General features: G+C 73.4%; 16 protein-coding genes and 1 tRNA gene. 5 read left to right on the top strand and 12 right to left on the bottom strand.

Going from position 1 to position 21,184, the window contains the following annotated elements; all coding sequences use genetic code 11:
- Positions 1–82 precede the first annotated feature (82 nt).
- Positions 83–2,851, top strand: coding sequence for a phosphoenolpyruvate carboxylase (gene ppc, locus AB6L24_RS20890; protein ID WP_405657389.1), 2,769 nt, complete (start codon positions 83–85; stop codon positions 2,849–2,851).
- Positions 2,852–2,956: 105 nt separating this feature from the next.
- Here the strand turns inward: ppc and AB6L24_RS20885 are convergent, their stop codons facing one another.
- From AB6L24_RS20885 to AB6L24_RS20855, 7 genes are all read right to left on the bottom strand, one after another.
- On the bottom strand, positions 2,957–3,412 hold the full coding sequence (locus AB6L24_RS20885; RefSeq protein WP_405657387.1) for a hypothetical protein: 456 nt from the start codon (positions 3,410–3,412) through the stop codon (positions 2,957–2,959).
- Between the two features lie 64 nt (positions 3,413–3,476).
- Positions 3,477–4,073, bottom strand: coding sequence for an aminoacyl-tRNA hydrolase (gene pth, locus AB6L24_RS20880; protein WP_405657385.1), 597 nt, complete (start codon positions 4,071–4,073; stop codon positions 3,477–3,479).
- Between the two features lie 89 nt (positions 4,074–4,162).
- Positions 4,163–4,753 (bottom strand): 50S ribosomal protein L25/general stress protein Ctc, encoded by a 591-nt coding sequence (locus AB6L24_RS20875; RefSeq protein ID WP_030360639.1) that lies wholly within the window; start codon positions 4,751–4,753, stop codon positions 4,163–4,165.
- Positions 4,754–4,944: 191 nt separating this feature from the next.
- Positions 4,945–5,931 (bottom strand): ribose-phosphate diphosphokinase, encoded by a 987-nt coding sequence (locus AB6L24_RS20870; RefSeq protein WP_380845403.1) that lies wholly within the window; start codon positions 5,929–5,931, stop codon positions 4,945–4,947.
- 124 nt (positions 5,932–6,055) lie between these two features.
- A complete protein-coding gene (gene glmU, locus AB6L24_RS20865) occupies positions 6,056–7,522 on the bottom strand; it encodes a bifunctional UDP-N-acetylglucosamine diphosphorylase/glucosamine-1-phosphate N-acetyltransferase GlmU (protein ID WP_405657383.1) in 1,467 nt (488 codons plus the stop codon).
- Positions 7,523–7,648: 126 nt separating this feature from the next.
- Positions 7,649–7,724, bottom strand: a tRNA-Gln gene (locus tag AB6L24_RS20860).
- A 14-nt stretch (positions 7,725–7,738) separates the two neighbouring features.
- Entirely contained in the window at positions 7,739–8,599 is an 861-nt protein-coding gene (locus AB6L24_RS20855; RefSeq protein WP_405657382.1) for a hypothetical protein, read from the bottom strand.
- Between the two features lie 211 nt (positions 8,600–8,810).
- On the opposite strand from AB6L24_RS20855, the gene AB6L24_RS20850 reads away from it, so the two are divergent.
- A complete protein-coding gene (locus AB6L24_RS20850; RefSeq protein ID WP_341949470.1) occupies positions 8,811–10,154 on the top strand; it encodes a histidine kinase in 1,344 nt (447 codons plus the stop codon).
- A gap of 30 nt (positions 10,155–10,184) precedes the next feature.
- On the opposite strand, the gene AB6L24_RS20845 is transcribed toward AB6L24_RS20850, so the two are convergent.
- Together AB6L24_RS20845 and AB6L24_RS20840 are read right to left on the bottom strand one after the other, a co-directional pair.
- On the bottom strand, positions 10,185–10,682 hold the full coding sequence (locus AB6L24_RS20845) for an SUKH-3 domain-containing protein (protein WP_405657381.1): 498 nt from the start codon (positions 10,680–10,682) through the stop codon (positions 10,185–10,187).
- An 83-nt stretch (positions 10,683–10,765) separates the two neighbouring features.
- Positions 10,766–11,332, bottom strand: a complete 567-nt coding sequence (locus AB6L24_RS20840) for a YwqJ-related putative deaminase (protein ID WP_030360645.1) — start codon at positions 11,330–11,332, stop codon at positions 10,766–10,768.
- Positions 11,333–11,597: 265 nt separating this feature from the next.
- Between AB6L24_RS20840 and AB6L24_RS20835 the strand changes: the two genes are divergently transcribed.
- The 3 genes from AB6L24_RS20835 to AB6L24_RS20825 all read left to right on the top strand — a co-directional run bounded on the left by AB6L24_RS20835 (position 11,598) and on the right by AB6L24_RS20825 (position 16,933).
- Positions 11,598–12,587 (top strand): SMI1/KNR4 family protein, encoded by a 990-nt coding sequence (locus AB6L24_RS20835; protein WP_405657380.1) that lies wholly within the window; start codon positions 11,598–11,600, stop codon positions 12,585–12,587.
- 8 nt (positions 12,588–12,595) lie between these two features.
- Positions 12,596–15,682: an SUKH-4 family immunity protein gene (locus AB6L24_RS20830; RefSeq protein ID WP_405657379.1), complete on the top strand. Its 3,087-nt coding sequence runs from the start codon at positions 12,596–12,598 to the stop codon at positions 15,680–15,682.
- A 303-nt stretch (positions 15,683–15,985) separates the two neighbouring features.
- The gene (locus AB6L24_RS20825; RefSeq protein ID WP_405657377.1) at positions 15,986–16,933 is read left to right on the top strand and encodes a cellulose-binding protein; all 948 of its coding nucleotides are present in this window, start codon (positions 15,986–15,988) and stop codon (positions 16,931–16,933) included.
- 367 nt (positions 16,934–17,300) lie between these two features.
- On the opposite strand, the gene AB6L24_RS20820 is transcribed toward AB6L24_RS20825, so the two are convergent.
- The 3 genes from AB6L24_RS20820 to AB6L24_RS20810 form a co-directional block, all read right to left on the bottom strand.
- On the bottom strand, positions 17,301–18,884 hold the full coding sequence (locus tag AB6L24_RS20820; RefSeq protein ID WP_405663190.1) for a cation acetate symporter: 1,584 nt from the start codon (positions 18,882–18,884) through the stop codon (positions 17,301–17,303).
- A 13-nt stretch (positions 18,885–18,897) separates the two neighbouring features.
- Complete coding sequence (locus AB6L24_RS20815) at positions 18,898–19,314, bottom strand: DUF485 domain-containing protein (RefSeq protein WP_405657376.1); 417 nt, start codon at positions 19,312–19,314, stop codon at positions 18,898–18,900.
- Positions 19,315–19,423: 109 nt separating this feature from the next.
- Positions 19,424–21,061 (bottom strand): MFS transporter, encoded by a 1,638-nt coding sequence (locus AB6L24_RS20810; protein WP_405657374.1) that lies wholly within the window; start codon positions 21,059–21,061, stop codon positions 19,424–19,426.
- Positions 21,062–21,184 lie beyond the last annotated feature (123 nt).

The following is a 21,184-nucleotide window of genomic DNA, read 5'->3' as shown; positions in this document are numbered from 1 at the left end:
CACGGCCGGGACCCCTCCCAGACGTGCCCACCCCCGTTCTCCGTCCCGGAAACGGCGGGCTTCACCGCAAGGAGCCGCACCTGTGAGCAGTGCCGACGACCAGACCGCTACCACGGCCACCGCGAGCACCACGTCCACCTCGGCCGGGACGAACAGCGAGCTGCGCGCCGACATCCGTCGCCTCGGCGACCTCCTCGGCGAGACCCTCGTACGCCAGGAGGGCCCCGAGCTCCTGGACCTGGTGGAGAAGGTCCGCCGCCTGACCCGCGAGGACGGCGAGGCCGCAGCCAAGCTCCTCGGCGGCACCGAGCTGGAGACCGCCGCGAAGCTGGTGCGCGCCTTCTCCACCTACTTCCACCTCGCGAACGTGACCGAGCAGGTGCACCGCGGCCGTGAGCTGCGGGCCCGCCGCGCCGCCGAGGGCGGCCTGCTCGCCCGCACCGCGGACCGCCTGAAGGACGCCGACCCCGAGCACCTGCGCCAGACCGTCGAGCACCTGAACGTGCGCCCGGTCTTCACCGCGCACCCCACGGAGGCCGCCCGCCGCTCCGTCCTGAACAAGCTGCGCCGGGTCGCCGAGCTCCTGGAGACCCCGGTCATCGAGTCCGACCGGCGCCGCCACGACACCCGTCTGGCCGAGAACATCGACCTCGTCTGGCAGACCGACGAGCTGCGCGTGGTCCGTCCCGAGCCCGCCGACGAGGCCCGCAACGCCATCTACTACCTGGACGAGCTGCACGCGGGCGCCGTCGGCGACGTCCTGGAGGACCTGACCGCGGAGCTGGAGCGCGTCGGCGTGCAGCTGCCGAGCGAGACCCGCCCGCTGACCTTCGGCACCTGGATCGGCGGCGACCGCGACGGCAACCCGAACGTGACGCCCGAGGTCACCTGGGAGGTCCTGATCCTCCAGCACGAGCACGGCATCAACGACGCCCTGGAGCTGATCGACGAGCTGCGCGGCTTCCTCTCCAACTCCATCCGCTACACCGGCGCCACCGAGGAGCTGCTCGACTCCCTCCAGTGCGACCTGGAGCGGCTGCCGGAGATCAGCCCCCGCTACAAGCGCCTCAACGCCGAGGAGCCCTACCGGCTCAAGGCCACCTGCGTCCGGCAGAAGCTGGAGAACACCAAGCAGCGCCTGGCCAAGGGCACCGCGCACGAGCCGGGCCGCGACTACCTGGGCACCGCCGAGCTCCTTCACGACCTCACGCTCATCCAGACGTCGCTGCGCGCCCACAAGGGCGGCCTGTTCTCCGACGGCCGCATGAACCGCACCATCCGTACGCTCGCCGCCTTCGGTCTGCAGCTCGCCACGATGGACGTGCGCGAGCACGCCGACGCCCACCACCACGCCCTCGGCCAGCTCTTCGACCGGCTCGGCGAGGAGTCCTGGCGGTACGCCGACATGCCGCGCGAGTACCGGCAGAAGCTGCTCGCCAAGGAGCTGCGCTCGCGCCGCCCGCTCGCGCCGTCCCCGGCGCCGCTCGACGCGGCCGGGGAGAAGACGCTCGGCGTGTTCGGCACGGTCAAGAAGGCCCTGGACGTGTTCGGGCCCGAGGTCGTCGAGTCGTACATCATCTCCATGTGCCAGGGCGCCGACGACGTGTTCGCCGCCGCCGTCCTCGCCCGCGAGGCCGGGCTCATCGACCTGCACGCGGGCTGGGCGAAGATCGGCATCGTGCCGCTCCTGGAGACCACCGACGAGCTGCGCGCCGCCGACGTCATCCTGGACGAGATGCTGGCCGACCCGTCCTACCGGAGGCTGGTCGCGCTCCGCGGGGACGTGCAGGAGGTCATGCTCGGCTACTCCGACTCCTCCAAGTTCGGCGGCATCACCACCTCGCAGTGGGAGATCCACCGCGCCCAGCGCCGCCTGCGCGACGTCGCCCACCGCTACGGCGTGCGCCTGCGCCTCTTCCACGGCCGCGGCGGCACCGTCGGCCGCGGCGGCGGCCCCTCGCACGACGCGATCCTCGCCCAGCCCTGGGGCACCCTGGAGGGCGAGATCAAGGTGACCGAGCAGGGCGAGGTCATCTCCGACAAGTACCTGGTGCCGTCGCTTGCCCGGGAGAACCTGGAACTGACGGTCGCCGCCACCCTCCAGGCCTCCGCGCTGCACACCGCGCCCCGCCAGTCCGACGAGGCCCTGGCCCGCTGGGACGCCGCGATGGACGTCGTGTCCGACGCCGCGCACTCCGCGTACCGCAGGCTCGTCGAGGACCCGGACCTGCCGACCTACTTCCTCGCCTCCACGCCGGTCGACCAGCTCGCCGACCTGCACCTGGGCTCCCGGCCCTCGCGCCGCCCCGGCTCGGGCGTCTCGCTCGACGGCCTGCGCGCCATCCCGTGGGTGTTCGGCTGGACCCAGTCGCGGCAGATCGTGCCGGGCTGGTTCGGTGTGGGCTCCGGCCTCAAGGCGCTGCGCGAGGCCGGTCTCGACACGGTCCTCGACGAGATGCACGAGCACTGGCACTTCTTCCGGAACTTCGTCTCCAACGTGGAGATGACGCTCGCCAAGACCGACCTGCGCATCGCCCGGCACTACGTGGACTCGCTGGTGCCCGACGACCTGAAGCACGTCTTCGACACCATCGAGGCCGAGCACGCGCTCACGGTCGCCGAGGTCCTGCGCGTCACCGGCGGCGAGCGCCTGCTCGACTCCAACCCGGTGCTCCAGCAGACCTTCTCGATCCGCGACGCCTACCTGGACCCGATCTCCTACCTCCAGGTCGCGCTGCTCAAGCGGCAGCGGGACGCGGTGGCCGCGGGCGACGAGGCCGACCCGCTGCTCGCGCGGGCGCTCCTGCTCACGGTCAACGGGGTCGCGGCGGGGCTGCGCAACACCGGCTGACCCGGCCGCACGCTTCAGGCCTGGGGCCCCGCACCTTCGTCAGGTGCGGGGCCCCAGGGCCGTTCCGGAGGTTCCGGCGGACGCGGAGGGTCCAAAGACCGGCTCTCAGAGCGCGAGCGCCGTGAACGCCGCCGTCAGCTGGATGCCGCCCGCGAGGGCGAGGATCGCCGCGACCTTGTTCAGCCGCAGCCCCCCGGCCACCACCACCGCCGCGAGCAGCAGCGCGCCGCCCAGCGGCAGCCAGGCGTGCAGGAAGCCGGGGCCGCCGCTGCGGACGGCCTCGTCGGAGCCGGGCTTGACCACGACCGGGATGCGCTCGCCCTTCTTGGCCGCGACCGACTTGTCGATGACGACGCGCTGCCGAGGCTCGCTGCCGGACGCCGGGGCGTAAGGACCGGTGCACTCGTCACCGCCGCAGCGCGCGAGCGACAGCATGCCCCGCTCCCGCCCGTCGTCAGGAACCATCACGTGCCGCGCCGTCCCCCACGACGCCCAGACACCGGCGGCCAGGATGAGGGCGGCGACGATCCCTGCCGCGCCCCGTAGTACGTATGCGGGCATGGCGGCGATCCTTGGGGAGGCCGGCACGCTGCGTCAACAGGCGACGGCGTGAACGTCCCCTACGTCAGGAGTTGTACGTGCTCTGCGCCCGCTCCAGGCCCTCGGTCACCAGGCACTCCACGGCGTCCGCGGCCCGGTCCACGAAGTAGTCCAGCTCCTTGCGCTCGGCGGCGGAGAAGTCCTTGAGGACGAAGTCGGCGACCTGCATCCGGCCCGGCGGGCGGCCGATGCCGAAGCGGACCCGGTGGTAGTCGGCGCCCATCGCCTTCGTCATCGACTTCAGACCGTTGTGGCCGTTGTCGCCGCCGCCCAGCTTCAGGCGCAGCACGCCGTGGTCGATGTCCAGCTCGTCGTGGACGGCGACGATGTTCGCCGTCGGGACCTTGTAGAAGTCGCGCAGCGCGGTGACGGGGCCGCCCGACAGGTTCATGTACGAGCTGGGCTTGGCGAGGACGACCCGGCGGCTGCCGGGGCCCATCGGGCCGATCCGGCCCTCCAGGACGTGCGCCTGCGCCTTGGCGGCCCGCTTGAAGCTGCCGCCGATGCGGTCGGCGAGCAGGTCGGCGACCATGAAGCCGACGTTGTGGCGGTTCATGGCGTAGCCGGGGCCGGGGTTGCCGAGACCCACGATCAGCCAGGGGGCGCTGGGGTCCGTCGTCATCTGTGTGTCTCCTTCATGGCACCTTCATAGCGCAACCGCCGCCCAGCGCCAGGGCGCTGAGCGGCGGTCGGTACTGCCGGAATCGAGGATCAGGCCTCGGCGGCCTCGTCGCCCGCGGCCTCGGCCGGGGCCTCCTCGGCCTGCGCGGCCAGGACCTGCAGGACGACGGTGTCGTCCTCGACGGCCAGGGAGACGCCCGAGGGCAGCGCGATGTCCTTGGCGAGGACGGAGGCACCGGCCTCCAGGCCCGCGATGGAGACGCTGAGGGACTCGGGGATGTGGGTGGCCTCGGCCTCGACCGGAAGCGCGTTGAGGACGTGCTCCAGGAGGTTGGCGCCCGGGGCCAGCTCGCCCTCGGCGACGACGGGGACCTCGACGTTGACCTTCTCGCCGCGCTTCACGAGGAGCAGGTCGACGTGCTTGAGGATGCCCTGGCGGAGGGCGTCGCGCTGGACCGCCTTCGGGATGGCCAGCTCGGACTTGCCCTCGATGTCCAGGGAGATCAGGACGTTGGAGGTGCGCAGGGCCAGGAGCAGGTCGTGGCCGGGCAGGGTGATGTGGACCGGGTCGGTGCCGTGGCCGTACAGGACGCCGGGGACCTTGTCCTCGCGGCGGATGCGGCGGGCGGCGCCCTTGCCGAACTCGGTACGGACCTCGGCGCTGAGCTTGACCTCAGACATGGTGCACTCCTCGTAGAAAAGGTGAACTGATGTGGTCACCCGGCCACGACTGGCCTGCTACGAAGAGCGCGTCGATAACGGACCGCCACACCGTGCGTTCGTGAAAACGCGAGTGCGGCCTCCCTCGCCGAGCAACTTCGACAGTCTACTCGGCGACGGAGGCCGCACCAAAAGGATCTTGCGGGCGGTGCTTACGCGGGGCCGCTCTGCTCCTCGAAGAGGCTGGTCACGGAGCCGTCCTCGAAGATCTCCCGGACGGCGTTGGCGATCGTCGGGGCGATGGAGAGGACCGTGATCTTGTCCAGCTCCAGCTCGTTCGGCGTGGGCAGCGTGTTGGTGAACACGAACTCGCTGACCTTGGAGTTCTTCAGGCGGTCCGCGGCCGGGCCGGAGAGCACGCCGTGCGTGGCCGTCACGATGACGTCCTCGGCGCCGTGCGCGAACAGCGCGTCGGCGGCGGCGCAGATGGTGCCACCGGTGTCGATCATGTCGTCCACCAGGACGCAGACGCGGCCCTCGACGTTGCCGACGACCTCGTGCACGGTGACCTGGTTGGCCACGTCCTTGTCGCGGCGCTTGTGCACGATCGCCAGGGGGGCGCCCAGGCGGTCGCACCAGCGGTCGGCGACGCGCACGCGGCCAGCGTCGGGGGAGACGACCGTGAGCTTGTCCTTGTCGACCTTGGCGCCCACGTAGTCCGCGAGGATCGGCAGCGCGAAGAGGTGGTCGACGGGGCCGTCGAAGAAGCCGACGATCTGGTCGGTGTGCAGGTCGACCGAGACGATCCGGTCGGCGCCCGCGGCCTGAAGCAGGTCCGCGACCAGACGGGCCGAGATGGGCTCGCGGCCGCGGTGCTTCTTGTCCTGGCGGGCGTAGCCGTAGAACGGCACGATCACGGTGATGCTCCGCGCGGAGGCGCGCTTGAGGGCATCGATCATGATCAGCTGTTCCATGATCCACTTGTTGATCGGAGCCGTGTGGCTCTGGATCAGGAAGCAGTCCGCGCCGCGCGCCGACTCCTGGTAGCGCACATAGATCTCACCGTTGGCGAAGTCGAAGGCCTTGGTCGGCACCACGCCGATACCCAGCTGATGCGCGACCTCCTCGGCCAGTTCGGGGTGGGCGCGGCCGGAGAAGAACATCATCTTCTTCTCGCCGGTCGTCTTGATCCCGCTCACAGCACAGTCTCCTCAGACGTGTTCCCTGGCCGCGAGGTGTCCTCGCGCCAACCAGCCGATTTCGTGCACCTATCAGCTTTGTGCACCTATCACGGTACGCGGTGTCAGGCGCACCTGTTTCCGGTCAGCTTTCGCCGGCCGGGGTCTCGGAGGTCCGGGAGGCGGCCTCGGCGGCCCGCGCCGCCGCGCTTCCCGGACGCTTGCGGGCCACCCAGCCCTCGATATTCCGTTGCTGGCCACGGGCGACGGCCAGCGAACCGGCCGGTACGTCCTTCGTGATCACGGAGCCCGCGGCGGTGTAGGCGCCGTCGCCAATCGTGACAGGAGCCACAAACATGTTGTCCGAACCCGTCTTGCAGTGCGACCCCACCGTCGTGTGGTGCTTGGCCTCACCGTCGTAGTTCACGAACACGCTCGCGGCGCCGATGTTGGAGTACTCGCCGATCGTCGCGTCGCCCACGTAGCTCAGGTGCGGGACCTTGGTGCCCTCGCCGATCGTGGCGTTCTTCATCTCCACGTACGTACCCGCCTTGGCCTTCACGCCGAGCCGGGTGCCGGGACGCAGATACGCGAACGGGCCGACGCTCGCCCGCTCGCCCACCTCGGCGGTGTCCGCGACGGTGTTGTCGACGCGGGCGCCCGCGCCCACCGTGGTGTCCTTCAGGCGGGTGTTGGGGCCGACCTCGCAGCCCTCGCCCAGGTGCGTGGCGCCCTGGAGCTGGGTGCCGGGGTGCACCACGGCGTCGCGCTCGACGGTGACGCCCGCGTCGATCCACGTCGACGCCGGGTCGACGACGGTGACGCCCGCGAGCATCGCCGCCGTGAGCAGCCGGTCGTTCAGGACCCGGCGGGCGTCGGCGAGTTGGACGCGGTTGTTGATGCCCGCGATCTCGCGGTGGTCGTCGGCGACACAGGCGCCGACGCGGTGCCCGGCCTCGCGCAGGATGCCGAGGACGTCCGTCAGGTACTCCTCGCCCTGGCTGTTGTCGGTGCGGACCTTGCCGAGGGCGTCCGCGAGGAGCTGCCCGTCGAAGGCGAAGACACCCGAGTTGATCTCGCGGATGGCGCGCTGCGCGTCGGTCGCGTCCTTGTGCTCGACGATCGCCGTCACGGCGCCGGACGCGCCGTCGCGCACGATGCGGCCGTACCCGGTCGCGTCGGGCACCTCGGCGGTCAGGACGGTCACCGCGTTGCCGTCGGCACCGTGCGTGGCGGCCAGGCTCGTGAGTGTCGCGCCGGTGAGCAGCGGGGTGTCGCCGCAGACCACGACGACCGTGCCGTCGATGCTGTCGGGGCCGCCGCCCAACTCCTCCAGGCCCATCCGCACCGCGTGGCCGGTGCCGTTCTGCTGGGCCTGGAAGGCGGTGCGCACCTCGGGGTCGATCCCGGCCAGGTGCGCGATCACGCGCTCGCTCTCGTGTCCGACGACGGCGACCAGGCGCTCGGGGGACAGCTCACGGGCGGCGGCGAGCACGTGCCCGACGAGGGAACGGCCGCAGATCTCGTGCAGGACCTTCGGCGTGGCCGACTTCATACGGGTGCCCTCACCCGCTGCGAGGACGACGACGGCTGCCGGGCGATTGGCGCTCACAGGGGTGCCCTTCGGCTTCGGATGCTTGGGGAGTGGACATCCGCAGGATACCGGGGCGTAGTGGGGCGGAAATGAGTGCGGGTCCCGACCGTGGCGACGGGACCCGAACCGTGGATGTGTGTGAGGTGGCTCCCCCGCAAGGATTCGAACCCTGTCCTGCTGGCACCAAAAGCCAGTGTGCTGCCAGTTACACCACGGGGGACAGCGCCTCAGACCTTACCCGAGTCGCTCCTCGGCGTCGGCACTGATGCCCTTCCACCACCCCTCAATACGGCAGTACAGATCGGCCCCTTGGCGCACAGTGACGACGAGGCAACCGTGGTAGTCGTCCCCTGTGTTCTTCCGGACGGTCTTGGGGTTGTGCTTCTTCAGCGTGGTCCGCTGGAACGTGGTGACGTCGACTCGCACGACATCGGCCCAGAATCGCTCCGCCGAGGCAACGTCGGCCGTCTCGTGGATCATCAACCTGTGCCGCAAGCGTTCGGGTGCGACGCCCAGCAGGTCGAGCCAGGCGAGGTAGACGCGGATCATGTCAGGGTCGCTGTTGACGAAGAGCACGCTCTCGCGTCGGGCGTACGGCTTGCTCTTCTGCCCCTCGGCCCAGTACAGCCCGACGCCCACGAGGAAGAGCTCCCGGTCGCTCAGCTCGCCGACCTCCCTGCGGGCCGCGTCCTTCAGCTCTGCGCGCCTTTCCTCTCGAGCGCCGCGGTACTTTCGCAGTCCTTCCCGCATCAGGGCACGCTGCTCCTCGGGCGAGTAGCGGGGCTCCGGCTTCGGCAGGTCCCGCACCCACAGGGAGATCGAACTCTTCGAGCAGCCCAGCTCCGCCTGGATGCGGTCGTAGGTCCAGCCCTGGAGGCGCAGTCGCCTCGCCTGCTCGCGCAGGTCGTCCTTGGCGTTGGGGCGTCTGGTCCACTCGGGCGGCGGCTCGCCCCGGACCAGTCGGTGCAGGAGGTCGTTGTTGAAGACCTTCAGCTTGTCGCGGATCTGGCGCAGGCTGCATCCCTCGCGCCGAAGGGCGAGTGCCCGCTCCCGCAGTTCCTCGAAGTCGGCGTACTTGCCGGTGATCTCGGTCATCCGGCCACCCTCGTCCGGAATGCGGACGTCCGGGTCGAATGGCTGGTCGATTCAACTGTTCGAGGGTTACTCGGCGGTATGCCCCCGGTGCACCAGTCGGCGCGCACGCCGGTGCATCCCCGCGCCACCCGCCGTCTGCCCGCGCCACCCGACATCCCCGGGCCCGAAACTCACCGGAAAACGCGACGCCGACGCCCTTACGCTGGAAGGCATGACCACGACGGGGGAAAGCGACACCGCGGCCAGGACCGGGCCGTGGTGGTGGGAGAGGCGGCGCAGTGCCGTCCTGGACGTGGGCCTCGGCCTCGCGTCCGCGGCCGAGTGCGGTGTCGAGGGCGTGCAGTTCGCCGACGACGCGGGCATCCCGGTCGCGGTCGGCGTGGGCTTCGGGGTGCTCGCCGGGTCCGCCCTCGTGCTGCGGCGCCGCTGGCCGATCGCGGTCGTGCTGATCTCCGTCGCGATCACGCCCGCCCGCATGGGCATCCTGATGGCCATCGTCGGCCTCTACACCCTCGCCGCATCCGAGCTGCCGCGCCGCATCATCGGCGCCCTCGCCGGCATGTCCCTCGCGGGCACCCTGATCGTCACGTTCGTCCGCACCAACCAGGACATGGCCAACGGCGACCTGACCATCGGCGAGGGCTTCATACCGTTCATCGCCATCAGCACCTCCCTCGGCGTGACCGCACCGCCGGTCCTCCTCGGTCTGTACGTGGGCGCGCGCCGCCGCCTCATGGAGTCCCTGCGCGAGCGCGCCGACAGCCTGGAGCGGGAGCTGCAACTGCTCGCGGAGCGCGCCGAGGAGCGCGCGGAGTGGGCCCGCGGCGAGGAGCGCACCCGCATCGCCCGCGACATGCACGACGTGGTCGCGCACCGCGTGAGCCTGATGGTCGTGCACGCGGCGGCGCTGCAGGCCGTCGCCCGCAAGGACCCCGAGAAGGCCGTGAAGAACGCCGCCCTGGTCGGCGACATGGGCCGCCAGGCCCTGACCGAGCTGCGCCAGATGCTCGGCGTGCTGCGGGCCGGCGACACCCCGCCGAAACCGGCCCCCGCGCCCGCTCCCGTCCCCCTCGCCGCCGTCGGCGAGGCCGCCGACCGGGCGGCGCCCCGCGCCGAGCCCGCCGCCGGCCCCACCGCCCCCGACCTGCCCGAAGGCCCGTGCCTTGCCGAGCTGGACGAGCTCGTGGACCAGTCGCGGGCCGCGGGCATGGCCGTGGACCTGTCCGTGGAGGGCGACACCCGGGGATACGCGGCCGACGTGGAGGAGACCGCGTACCGCGTCGTCCAGGAAGCCCTCACCAACGTGCACAAGCACGCCGCGGGCGCGAAGACCTATGTGCGGCTCGCGCACCGCGCCGCCGAGATCGCCATGCAGGTCGAGAACGGCCCGCCGCCGGAGGCGGGACCGGCCGAGGTGCTGCTGCCCAGCGGCGGCAACGGCCTGGTCGGCATGAAGGAGCGGGTGACCGCGCTCGGCGGCGTGTTCGTGTCCGGGCCGACGGACGCGGGCGGCTTCAAGGTGTCCGCGGTGCTCCCGGCGTCGGCCGGTCAGTGATCTTCCTCATACGGGTCGGTGGGCGGAGCCTCAGCCCGTCGTGAGCCGTACCGGCTGCGTGCCCGCGACCAGCGTGGTCAGGGCCTGGTCGAGATGGCGGCCCAGGAACCAGTCGCCGCTGTGGTCGAGGCTGTAGACCCGGCCCTCCGCGTCCATGGCCAGCAGCGCCTGCGTCTGCGTCTCCTCGCCGAGCGGACAGACCTCCGTGCCGAGGGCCCGGCCGAGGTCGCCGAGGGTGCGCGCCATGTGCAGGCCGTACATCGGGTCGAGGTGCAGGACCGCCGGGGCTATCTGACGGCCCGGGCCCTGCGGCGTGACGTGCAGTCCGCCGAACTCCGCCCAGGCCTCCACGGCCGCGGGGAACACCGCGTGCTGATGGCCCGCGGGTGAGGTGTGGCGGCGCAGGACGTCGGCCCATATCTCGGCCTGCTTGATGTCCCAGCGGCCCGGCGCCCAGCCCGCGGTGCGCAGGGCGGCGTCGACGGGCACGGGGAAGCGGGTGGAGCTGTCGGTGTGCTCGATGTGCATGGCATGGCCCTCGTGGTGCGGGTGCGGATGGCGGCGGCCGGTGCGCGGGGCACCGGGGGTCGTCGGCTGGGGGGCGCCCCGCGTCACGCGTCGGGCGCGGTCGGGTCGACGACGCGGACGCCGAAGTGCGCGGTGAGGGCGGTGCAGGAGCGGCACGGGCGGGCGAAGGCGCCGTGCAGGGGGTCGCCGTCCTCGCGGATGCGGCGGGTGGTCAGCTTGGCGTGCTTGAGGGCCTTGCGCGCCTCGCCGTTGGTCATCGGCTTGCGCGAGGCCCGTTTGGAGCGTCCCGCGTCGGCGGTGGTCAGGTGCCGGGAGATGAGGACGGCCTCCGCGCACCGCCCGGTGAAGCGCTCGCGCTGGCCGCTGGTGAGGGTGTCGAGGAAGTCCTGGACGAGCGGATGCAGGTCCGGGGGGTCCTCGCCGCGCCTCGGGGTGCTGGTGAGGGTGGTGCCGCGGACCGAGAGCGCGGCGGCCACGGTGGGCAGGATGCCGTCGCGGCGGTGGTGCAGGACCGGGGCGCCGACGGGCTCGCTGCTCCAGCCGACGCGCGGGTCCCCGGGCTCGGCGGTCGCGGTCGCCCCGGTGGTCGGGCCGGGTGCCGTGCGGGTGGTTCCGGAGCCGGTGACAGGTGTGCCGTGCGCGTTGGACATGCCGCTTGGTGCCGTGTGCATGTGGTGTTTCCCTCCCCGTGCCCGCGGTGTCAGCCGCTGGTGCCACGCCCCCGCGTTGCGGGAACAGACTGCCAAATGGGGCGCGTGGTGCGGAAGCTGGGGCTGTACGACACGCCTGGGTTTCGCCTCTGGGTGACTGGCTCGTGGCGGGTGGTCACGGTTTCGGGGCCCGGTGACCGGTGTCGTGCTTGCGCATAGGCTGTCGGCGTCCGTGAACCCACAGTGCCGCAGGAGGGCATCCGCCATGACGCAAGGTCGGCCAGGTCGGCTCGGGCAGCAAGCCGCGCCGCCGAACGCGGCCTACGCCGGGCAGGTGGTCCACTTCCCGGACCCGGTCCGCGCCGCCCGCCACCCCAGAGGGGTGCGGGTCGACGGTGACGGCTACCCGGACTTCTCGCCGTACGCGCGCGCCGCCGCCGAGATCGCCGAGCCGCCCGAGGGCTTCGGCGTGGACGAGCTGCGCCTGACGGACTACGTCTCGGCGAACGCGGCACTCGCCGCGTCCGGACACGAGCTGTGGGACACGATCCCCGCGGTCGCGACCCCGCACGGCTGGACCTGGCACCACGCGCCGCACGGCCGCCGCCTTCAGCTGGTCCCCGTCGAGGTCAAGGCCCTGCTGCGGCACCACGGCGGCATCTCCACGGCGCCCGTCGACCAGGACAAGCGCGGCACCCGCCCGCTCCAGGAGACCCGCCCCGCGCACCTGGCCCTGCCGAAGGCGGCCGTCGCCGTCACGGAGGCCCAGATCACGGGCGTCGAGGAGGACCTGGGCTACCGCCTTCCCGGCGCCTACCGCTCCTTCCTGAAGGCGGCGGGCGGCTGCGCCCCGGTCGGCACGGCCCTCGACGCGGAGCTGGGGCTCCTCATCGACCAGCCGTTCTTCACGGTCCGCGACGAGGCCGCGATCAACGACATCCTGTACGTCAACAAGTGCCTGCGCGACCACCTCACCAAGGACTACCTGGGCGTGGGCTTCGTGCAGGGCGGTCTGCTCGCCGTGAAGGTCAAGGGCGACCGGATCGGCTCGGTGTGGTTCTGCGCGTACGACGACGTGCGGGACGTGGACCCTTCCTGGGCGCCGGCCGAGCGCGTGCAGCGGCTGCTGCTGCCGTGCGGCGACGACTTCGACGCCTTCCTCTCCCGGCTCGCGGGCAGCCCGCCCGAGCTGGAGACCGTGGCGAACCTGATGGTGGACGGCGGCTTCGCGCGCGCCGTCCCGGTGGGGGAGTGAGCTTTCCGATGGTGACCTTCGCGCAGGCGCAGGAGCGCGCCGAGGAATGGATCAACGGTGACGTGCCGGGCCCCGGCCACCGCGAGGTGCGGGTGCGGGAGTTCGAGCTCGGCTTCGTGGTGTGGGCGGAGGACCGCGAGGGCGGCCCCCGCTCGGACGGCGGCCACCAGCGGCTCGTCATCGCCCGGGACAGCGGCGAGGCGACGCTGTGGCCCGCCCTGCCGGTGGGCGAGGTGATCCGCCGCTACGAGGAGGAGTACGGCGTGCCGGACGCGGCACCCGAACCGGCGCCCGAGCCGCCGCAGCGGATGGACCTGAACCAGACGTCGTTCCTGTTGAGCCCCCCGGAGTGGCTCCAGGAGGCGGCGGACAAGCTGGGCATCCCGGACCGGCGCGGCTCCGGTGGTGACGCGGGCGGGGGCGCGCACGGTGGTTCCGGGGCGGATTCCGGCGCGGTTGCCGGTTCCGGTGCGGGAGTTGGCGCGGGCGCCGGTGCGGGATTCGGCGCCGGGGCCGGTGCCGTCGCGGCCGGTGCTTCCGGGCAGCCGGAGGGCGAGCCGCTGCCGACCATGGCCGGGCCCGGTCCGGCCGCCGCCCCTGCGGCTCCTGCGGCCGCGCAGCCCGCTCCCGGCGTGCCCGACGGCGGTACGGCGTGGCCCGCGGCCGGGGTGCCGGGTGGCGACCAGGGCGCCGGGGCCGGTGGCGGCGCGGCGGCGCCGGGGGTGCCCGCGTCGGCGACGCCGTGGGCCGGGACGGACACGAACACCGACGCCGACGACGTGGCGGTGCCGCTGCCCGCCACGGTGTTCTCGCCGCCGCTGACGTTCGACGGCGGCGAGGGCGACGAGGAGCAGCCGCCCGCGGCGTCCCCCGAAGCCAAGACCGCGCTGATGTCCGGCGGCAGCCAGCTCCCGCGGACGGCTGTCGCGCCCGCCCTCGACGAGCCGCTGCCCGGTGCGCAGGGCGCGGGGCCGAACCTGCCGCCCCCGCCCGCCGGTGCCGCGGTGACCGGCCCCGACCTGCCGCCCCCGCCCGCGGGGTACGCGCCCGCCGCGCCGCCCGCCGGATCGCCGGTCGGCGGCCCGAACCTGCCGCCGCCTCCTGCCGGTTCGGCAGTCGGTGGCCCCAACCTGCCGCCTCCGCCTGCTGGTTCGGGAGCGGGTACCCCGCCTCCGTACGGATATCCGCAGGGGCCGGACGCGTCCGGCGCGGGTGCGCCCGGCGCTTCCGGTGCTCCTGGCGTTCCTGGCGTTCCCGCCGGGAGTACGCCGCCTCCGGGCGCGCAGCCCGCTCCCGGTGCTCCCGCGCCGGGGGCCACGCCGCCGCCGTCCGCTCCCGGGGCTCCGGGTGCGCCCGCGGGGGGATACGTACCGACGCAGCTGATGTCGCCGCTCGGCCCGGGCGGGCAGACTCCCGGCGCCCCTGGGGCTCCTGGTGCGCCTGCCGCGCCTGCGGCTCCCGGTGCTCCCGGTGCGCCCGGTGCGCCCGGGGCTCCGCAGCCTCCCGGCGCGCCCGGTGCTCCGGGTACGCCTCCGGGTGGGGTGCATCACGCGGCGACGATGTTGGCCGACCCGAGCCTGGGCGGCGGTGTGAAGCCTCCGGGTGCGCCTGGCGCCCCTGGTGCTCCGCAGCCTCCCGGTCCGCCCGGTGCCCCTGGTGCGCCCGGCGCTCCGCAGCCTCCGGGCGCCCCCGGTGCCCCGGGTACGCCCCCCGGCGGGGTGCACCACGCGGCGACGATGCTGGCCGACCCGAGCCTCGGCGGCGGCCTGAAGCCCCCGGGTGCGCCTGGCGCCCCTGGTGCTCCGCAGCCTCCCGGCCCGCCCGGCGCCCCTGGCGCTCCCGGCGCTCCGCAAGCCCCCGGTGCTCCTGGCGCCCCCGGAGCCCCCGGCGGCGGCGTCCACCACGCCGCCACCATGCTCGCGGGCCCGGCCGTCGGCGGCCCCGGCGCACCCGGCGCACCCATGCCGCCCGGCGCTCCCGGCGCCCCTGGAATGCCTGGCGCCCCCGGCGCACCCCTGCCTCACGGCGTGCCCGGTGGCCCCGGCGCCCCCGGCATGCCCCCGCCCGCCCAAGGCATGGCGCCCGGCCAGCCGTACGGCTACCCCCAGCCGCCGACCGGGCAGCCCACCGTCGGGCCCGGCTACCAGGCCGTGCTGCGCTACCGCGCGCCCGACGGGTCCGAGCAGCAGGTCATCCGGCGGTCCGCGCCGGGGACGCCGCACCCGGAGTGGCAGATCTTCCACGAGCTGCGCTCCATGAACATCCCGCCGGACCAGGTCCTCGAACTCCACACCGAGCTGGAGTCCTGCGACCTGCCGGGCGCGTACTGCGCGCGGATGATCCGGGAGACCTGGCCGCAGGCGCGCATCGCCTCGATCGCGCCGTACGGCAAGGACCACGCCTCGCGGCAGCAGGGCATGCACCAACTCCTCGCGCACCAGGGCGAGCTGCACCAGGTCGCGGACGGCCCGGCGCGCCCCGCGCCGGTGCGCGCGCCGCTGCCGCAGGTGCCGCCCGCGCCGGCGGTGCCGCCGGAGGGCGTGGCCCAGGAGCTCGCGGGGGCGTTCGGCCCCGGCGTCTTCCGCTTCGACCAGCGGGCGGTGTCCCGGCAGGGCGTGCCGGACGTGGTGGCGCACACGCTCGTCGTGGCCGGGCTCCCGGTCGACTTCGGGCCGTTCTTCTGGGCGCAGGCCCAGCCGGGGCGGCCGGTGCCCACGCTGGCCGAGATGGCGCAGGAGCGGGGCGTGCAGCCCGCGTCCGACGCCGGTTCGTACCTCGTCATGGGCAGTGACTTCGGGCGGGCGATCTGCGTCCAGTACGGCACCGCGAACATCGTGGCCGTGCCGGTCGAGGCGGGGCCCGGCGGCGCTCCGGTGCCGCCGCAGTTCGTGAACACGGGCCTGCCCGAGTTCGCCCGCTGTCTCGGGCTCCTCGGCCGCATGTGGCGGCTGCGCTACGGGCTCAACCAGGAGCAGGCGGGCCGCTGGACCGTCGACTTCCAGACCCAGCTCGCCGCCCTCGACCCGGCCGCGCTCGCCTCGCCGGAGAGCTGGTGGTCGGTGCTCCTCGAGCAGATGTGGGACGGACTCCTGTAACCCGTACGAGGCACGGGGAAACAGCTGAACGAGGCGCCCGACCTGGGGATCAGGCCGGGCGCCTCGCTCGTGCGCGCTCGCGTACGCGGGTGGCCCCGAGGGCTCGCTCAGAGCTTCGTCGTACTGCGGAACGACAACCCGATTCCGACTTCTGACCCCAATTGACGCATCCTTGACCGGATGGGATGGGCGGAGTGTCGCGTTATGACCACTTCCGCTTGATCCATCAAGATGTGCGCCAATCGCGTTGTACGCGGTCGGCGCGACGGCGAGAGTCTGTGTGGGCGAAAGAGGGGATCAAGGATGAGCGGCAGCGGTGTGTCGGTATCACCTCATGGCTTCGTCGCCGTGCGCGGGCGCGGCTACCGTCCCGGGCAGGTGGACGTCTACGCCGACGCCCTGTCCCGGGACCGCGACGCGGCGTGGGAGCGCGCCGCCCGCCTCACCGTCCTCGCGAAGGAGATGGACGCCGAGGCCGCGCACATGCGCGAGGTCGTCGCGCGGCTCGCTCCGCAGACGTACGAGACGCTGGGGCAGCGCGCGCAGTACCTGCTCGCGCTGACCGAGGACGAGGCCGCGGCCGTACGGGACGCGGCGGCGGCCGCGGCGCGCGAGACCGAGGAGGCCACCGCCGCGGGCGCGGCGGCGCTCGCCGGGGCCGCGCGGGCGTACGCCGACTCGGTGTGCGGCGAGGCGGAGGAGCGGGCCCGGCAGCGGCTGCTCGCGGACGGCGCCACCGCCGACGAGGTGCGCGTGTCCGCCCGTACGGATGTGAAGCAGTGGCGCGGCGAGGCGCTGGCCGCGCTGCGGGACATGCGCCAGCGCACCAGTGGGCTCCTCGCCGACCTGGAGAAGGAGCACGCCGAGCGCTGGGAGGCCGCCGAGCGGGAGATCGCCGAGCGGGAGGCCGCGGTCGAGGCGCACGAGGCGTCGCTCGTCGCCGCCGCCGAGGCCCGCCTCGCCGAGGCCGAGCGGGCCAGGGCCCAGGCCGAGGAGGCCGCGCGGCACGGGCAGGAGGACGCGGAGGCGCGGGCCGCGGATGTGCTCGCGCGGGCGCGGATGCGGGAGGAGCGGGTCGGGCGGGAGACGGAGCGGGTGCTGCGGGAGCACGGGGAGCGGTGGGACGAGGTCCGGGCGCACATGGACCATGTCCGGAGCAGCCTCGCCGCGCTCACCGGGCGGGGCGCCCAGGAGGACGGCACCCCCGGCCCCGGCACGGTCCCGGGCCCGACCCCCGCCACGGACTCCTGACCCCGGGGCATCCGCCCTCAGCGCTGCCCCCGCTCCCCACGTCCCCGCCGCTGCGCGGCGGCTCGGTCCCACCCGCCCACCCGTGGCTCTGGTCCTCAGGGTTGCCGCCCTGCGCCCCTTGTCGTCGCCCGTCTGCGGCCCGGTTCCCACGCCCCCGCCGCTGCGCGGCGGATCCGCCCCACCCGCCCACCCGTTCGCCCCCGACCGGACACTCGCCGCCCGGCAACCCCACACCCACCTGCCGGGTCCCCGCCGGCGGGAGCATCCGTGGGCCCGGGGAGCACCCCGTGCCCCACCTCCCCCATCCCCCCAGCCGGCACGGACGGGTGGGATGCAACCCCCACGGCGAGGCCGGCCCGCACCGCGCTCAGCGCCCCCGCGCCCCGCGAGCCCCCGCCAGGATGAACGGTTCCACCGCCTCGTACCGGCCCCGTTGTTCCCGTTGGACGGTGGGGCGGGACGTGATCGTGCCGAGCCAGCCGAGGAGGAAGCCGAGGGGGATGGAGGCGATGCCGGGGGTGGTGAAGGGGAACCAGTTGAAGTCGTGGGTGGGGAAGGCGGCGTTGGGGGAGCCGGAGACGAGGTTGGTGCCCGTCATGAGCACGGCGCAGCCGACCGTGCCGCCGATGAGGGTCCAGAGGAGGCCCGCCCGGGTGAAGCGGCGCCAGAAGAGGGTGTAGATCAGGGCGGGCGCGAGCACGGACGCGCCGAGGCAGAAGGAGAGGGTCACCAGGGGCTGGAGGCTGCGGTCCTGGATGAGGACGGCGAGGGTGATCGCGAGGGCGCCCACGGCCAGCGCGCAGCCGCGGGCGAGCGTCATCTCCCTGCGGGGCGTCAGACCGCGGCGGCAGGCCGCGAACACGTCGTGCGCCAGGGAGTTGGCGCAGGCCAGGATCATCCCGGCCACCGAGGCGAGCAGCGTCAGGAAGATGGCGGTGGCGACCGTCGTGAAGAGGAGCGTCTCGGCGCCGGACGCGTCCGCGCCGAACACCGCCCGCGTACCCAGGAGATACGCCGTGTTGCCCTGCGCGTCGTGCGCCGACACCGCCGCCCGCCCGAGCATCGCCGTCGTACCGAATCCGATCACCGTGATGACGAGGACGAAGAGGGCGACCGAGGAGACCGCCCAGGACAGGGAGCGCCTTATCTCGGGTGCGCTGCGCGCCGTGTACATGCGCATGGTGATGTGCGGCAGGCACGCCCCGCCCAGGACCACCGTCAGCTCGGAGCTGATCATGTCCAGGCGCGGCATCGGACCGCCCTCGAACTGCAGCCCCGACCGGAGGTAGGCGGGGCCGAGTTCGCTGCCCCGCTGCGCCGCGGCGAGCAGCGCCCCGGGGTCCCAGTCGAAGCGCCGCAGGATGAGGACGGCGACCACCGTCCCCGACCCGAGCAGGATCACGATCTTGAGGATCTGGATGAGGGCGGTGCCCTTCATGCCCCCGATCGCCGCGTAGCTGATCATCAGCGCGCCGAGCGCGATCACGCACCCGGTCTTCAGGCCGGGGCTCGAGAACCCGAGGACGAAGGCGAGCAGGTCGCCCGCGCCCGCCAGTTGGACCAGCATGAGGGGGAGCAGCGCGGCCAGCGTCGCCGCGCACGCGGTCACCCGCACCACCCGCCCCGGCATCCGGCGCGCGAGCACGTCCCCCATGGTGAACTCGCCCGCGTTCCTGAGCGGTTCGGCCAGCAGGAACATCAGGAGCATCAGGGACAGGGACGTACTGAGGGCGAGGACCACGCCGTCGTAGCCGAGCAGCGCGATGACGCCGGTCGTGCCGAGCACGGACGCGGCGGAGATGTAGTCGCCCGCGATGGCAAGGCCGTTGCGCAGCGGCGTGAGGCCGCCGTACCCGGTGTAGAACTCGCCGAGCCCGTCCCGGTCGGGACCCGTCATCACGCACAGAAGGAGCGTCAGCGTGACGACGGCCGTGAACGCCACCAGGGTCATGTTCTGGGTCGTGTCAGCGGCGGTGATCACGGTTCGCCTCCAGTTCCGCGAGCTTGCGCAGGCGCGCGGCGAGCTGGTCGAGCCGTCGCCGCGCCGTGAACTCGTACAGCGCTATGGCGAGGCACATCACCGGCAGTTGTACGAGGCCGAGGAGCAGGCCCGTCGTCAGGCCGCCGGAGACCTCGCTGTTCATCAGGGAGGGTGCGCAGCCGGACAGGATCAGGAAGAGGGTGAAGTAGCCGAGCGCGGTGAGGGTGGCGACGCGGCGCTGGCGGCGGTAGGCGGTGCGCAGGACCCGCAGGTCACGGTGGTTGCCGAGGGCGGGGTGGCGGGGCGCCGCGCGGGGCGGTGGCGGCGCTGGCGGCGGGGGGACGGGCTGCCAGGGGTAGGTGGCGTAGGACGGGGACGAGTCGTGCGGAGGGTGGTTCATCCCGGTTCCTCTCCAAGCGCGGCTTCGGTCCGGTGCGGACCGCGAGGGAGCGAGGGCCGAGAACGCTACTTGCTGGTAGGGGAGGCGCGCGGGGTTTTCGCCATACTGGTCAGTCGGTATGGGTCTCGTCGAGCGGTGAATGGGTCAACCGGGGCGTTTGGTGCGGCAGTTGGGTGTCAGGGGCACGCGGTTCGTCGGGTGTGCCGGGCTCGTCCCGTGCGCCCTGCGCCCCCGGTCCCTCGGGCGCGCCGGGCTCCGCGGGTGCCTCCTGGATGACGGGGAACCTGCGCGGCGCCACGAGGAGCAGCACCAGCAGGCACACCACCGCCGCGCACGCCGCGCCCACGTACACGGCGTCGACGGCCGCGTCCACCGCGCGCCGCAGCCGGTCCGCGTCCGCCACCGAGTCCGGGTCGTCCAGCGCCTTGGCCACCGCGTCGAGGGAGCCCGCGCCGCCGAGCCTCGCGCTGAGCACCCCGTTGGCGACCGCGCCGAACAGGGCGGCGCCGACGGTCTGGCCGATCTGGCGGCAGAACAGGACGGAGGCGGTGGTCGTGCCGCGCTCCGCCCAGCCCACGGTCGACTGGACGCCGACGATCAGGGGGAGTTGGAAGAGGCCGAGCGCCGCGCCGAGCAGCAGCATCAACAGGGCGGGCTGCCAGGCCGAGCCGGGGTAGGGCAGCAGCGGGAAGGTGAAGAGGACGCAGGCCGCGGCGCCGATGCCGAGCATCGCCGTGTTGCGGAAGCCGATGCGCCGGTAGACGTGCTGGCTGAGCGCCGCCGACACCGGCCAGCTCAGGGTCATCACGGAGAGCACGAACCCGGCGGCCACGGGCGCGAGTTGGAGCACCGACTGGGCGTACGTCGGCAGGAAGACCGTGGGCGCCACCATCACCAGGCCGAGCGCGCCGAGCGCCAGGTTCACGGCGGCGATGGGGCGCCGGCGCCACACCCAGCCGGGTAGGACGGGGTCGGCCGCGCGGCGCTCGATGACGACGACCGCGGCGACGCACAGCAGCCCCGCGGCGAACAGGGCGAGCGACGGCGCCGACAGCCACGCCCAGGCGACCCCGCCCTGCACGAGCGCGGTCAGGAGCACGCCCCCGGCGGCGAAGACGGCGAGCGCTCCGGGCCAGTCGATACGCTTCCACACCTCGCTGCGCGGCCCGGTCGCCGCCGTCGTACGGGCGGGCTCGTGCAGGTGCCGGACGATCAGCCAGAGCGCGACCGCGCCGACCGGCAGGTTGATCAGGAAGATCCAGCGCCAGTCCGTGTACGCCGTGATGAGGCCGCCGACCGCGGGGCCCGCGACCGCCGAAGTCGCCCACACCGTCGACAGCTTGGCCTGTATCTTCGGGCGCTCCTTGAGCGGGTACAGGTCGGCGGCGAGGGTCTGGACGGTGCCCTGGAGCGCGCCGCCGCCGAGGCCCTGGACGACGCGGAAGGCGATCAGGGCGCCCATGTTCCAGGCGAGCGCGCACAGCGCGGAGCCGAGCAGGAACAGGACGCAGCCGGCGATCAGGACGGGCTTGCGGCCGAAGGTGTCGGAGAGCTTGCCGTACACCGGCAGCGTGACCGTCGCGGCCAGCAGATAGCCGGAGAACAGCCAGGAGAAGACGGAGAAGCCGCCGAGCGTACCGACGATCTGCGGGACGGCCGTGGAGACGATGGTGGCGTCCAGCGCGGCGAGCGCCATGACGAGCATGAGCGCGGCGACGACGGCCCCGCGCCTGTCGGTCCTCGGCATCCCGGGATTCCTTCCCCCTGCACTTATTGCCTCGGGTCACTTTCTCACCGCGCGGGGCCCCGGGGGAGGGTGGAGGGTCTCTCGGCTGGTGGGGCGGGATTCCGGTCACCAGGAGGGTGGAGC

Origin of the sequence: Streptomyces sp. RK9 (assembly GCF_045070545.1) — a bacterium.
In the GTDB taxonomy this organism is placed as follows: domain Bacteria; phylum Actinomycetota; class Actinomycetes; order Streptomycetales; family Streptomycetaceae; genus Streptomyces; species Streptomyces alboflavus.
The sequence above is the reverse complement of the archived record's forward strand: the minus strand, read 5'-3'. Positions and strand labels throughout refer to the sequence as shown.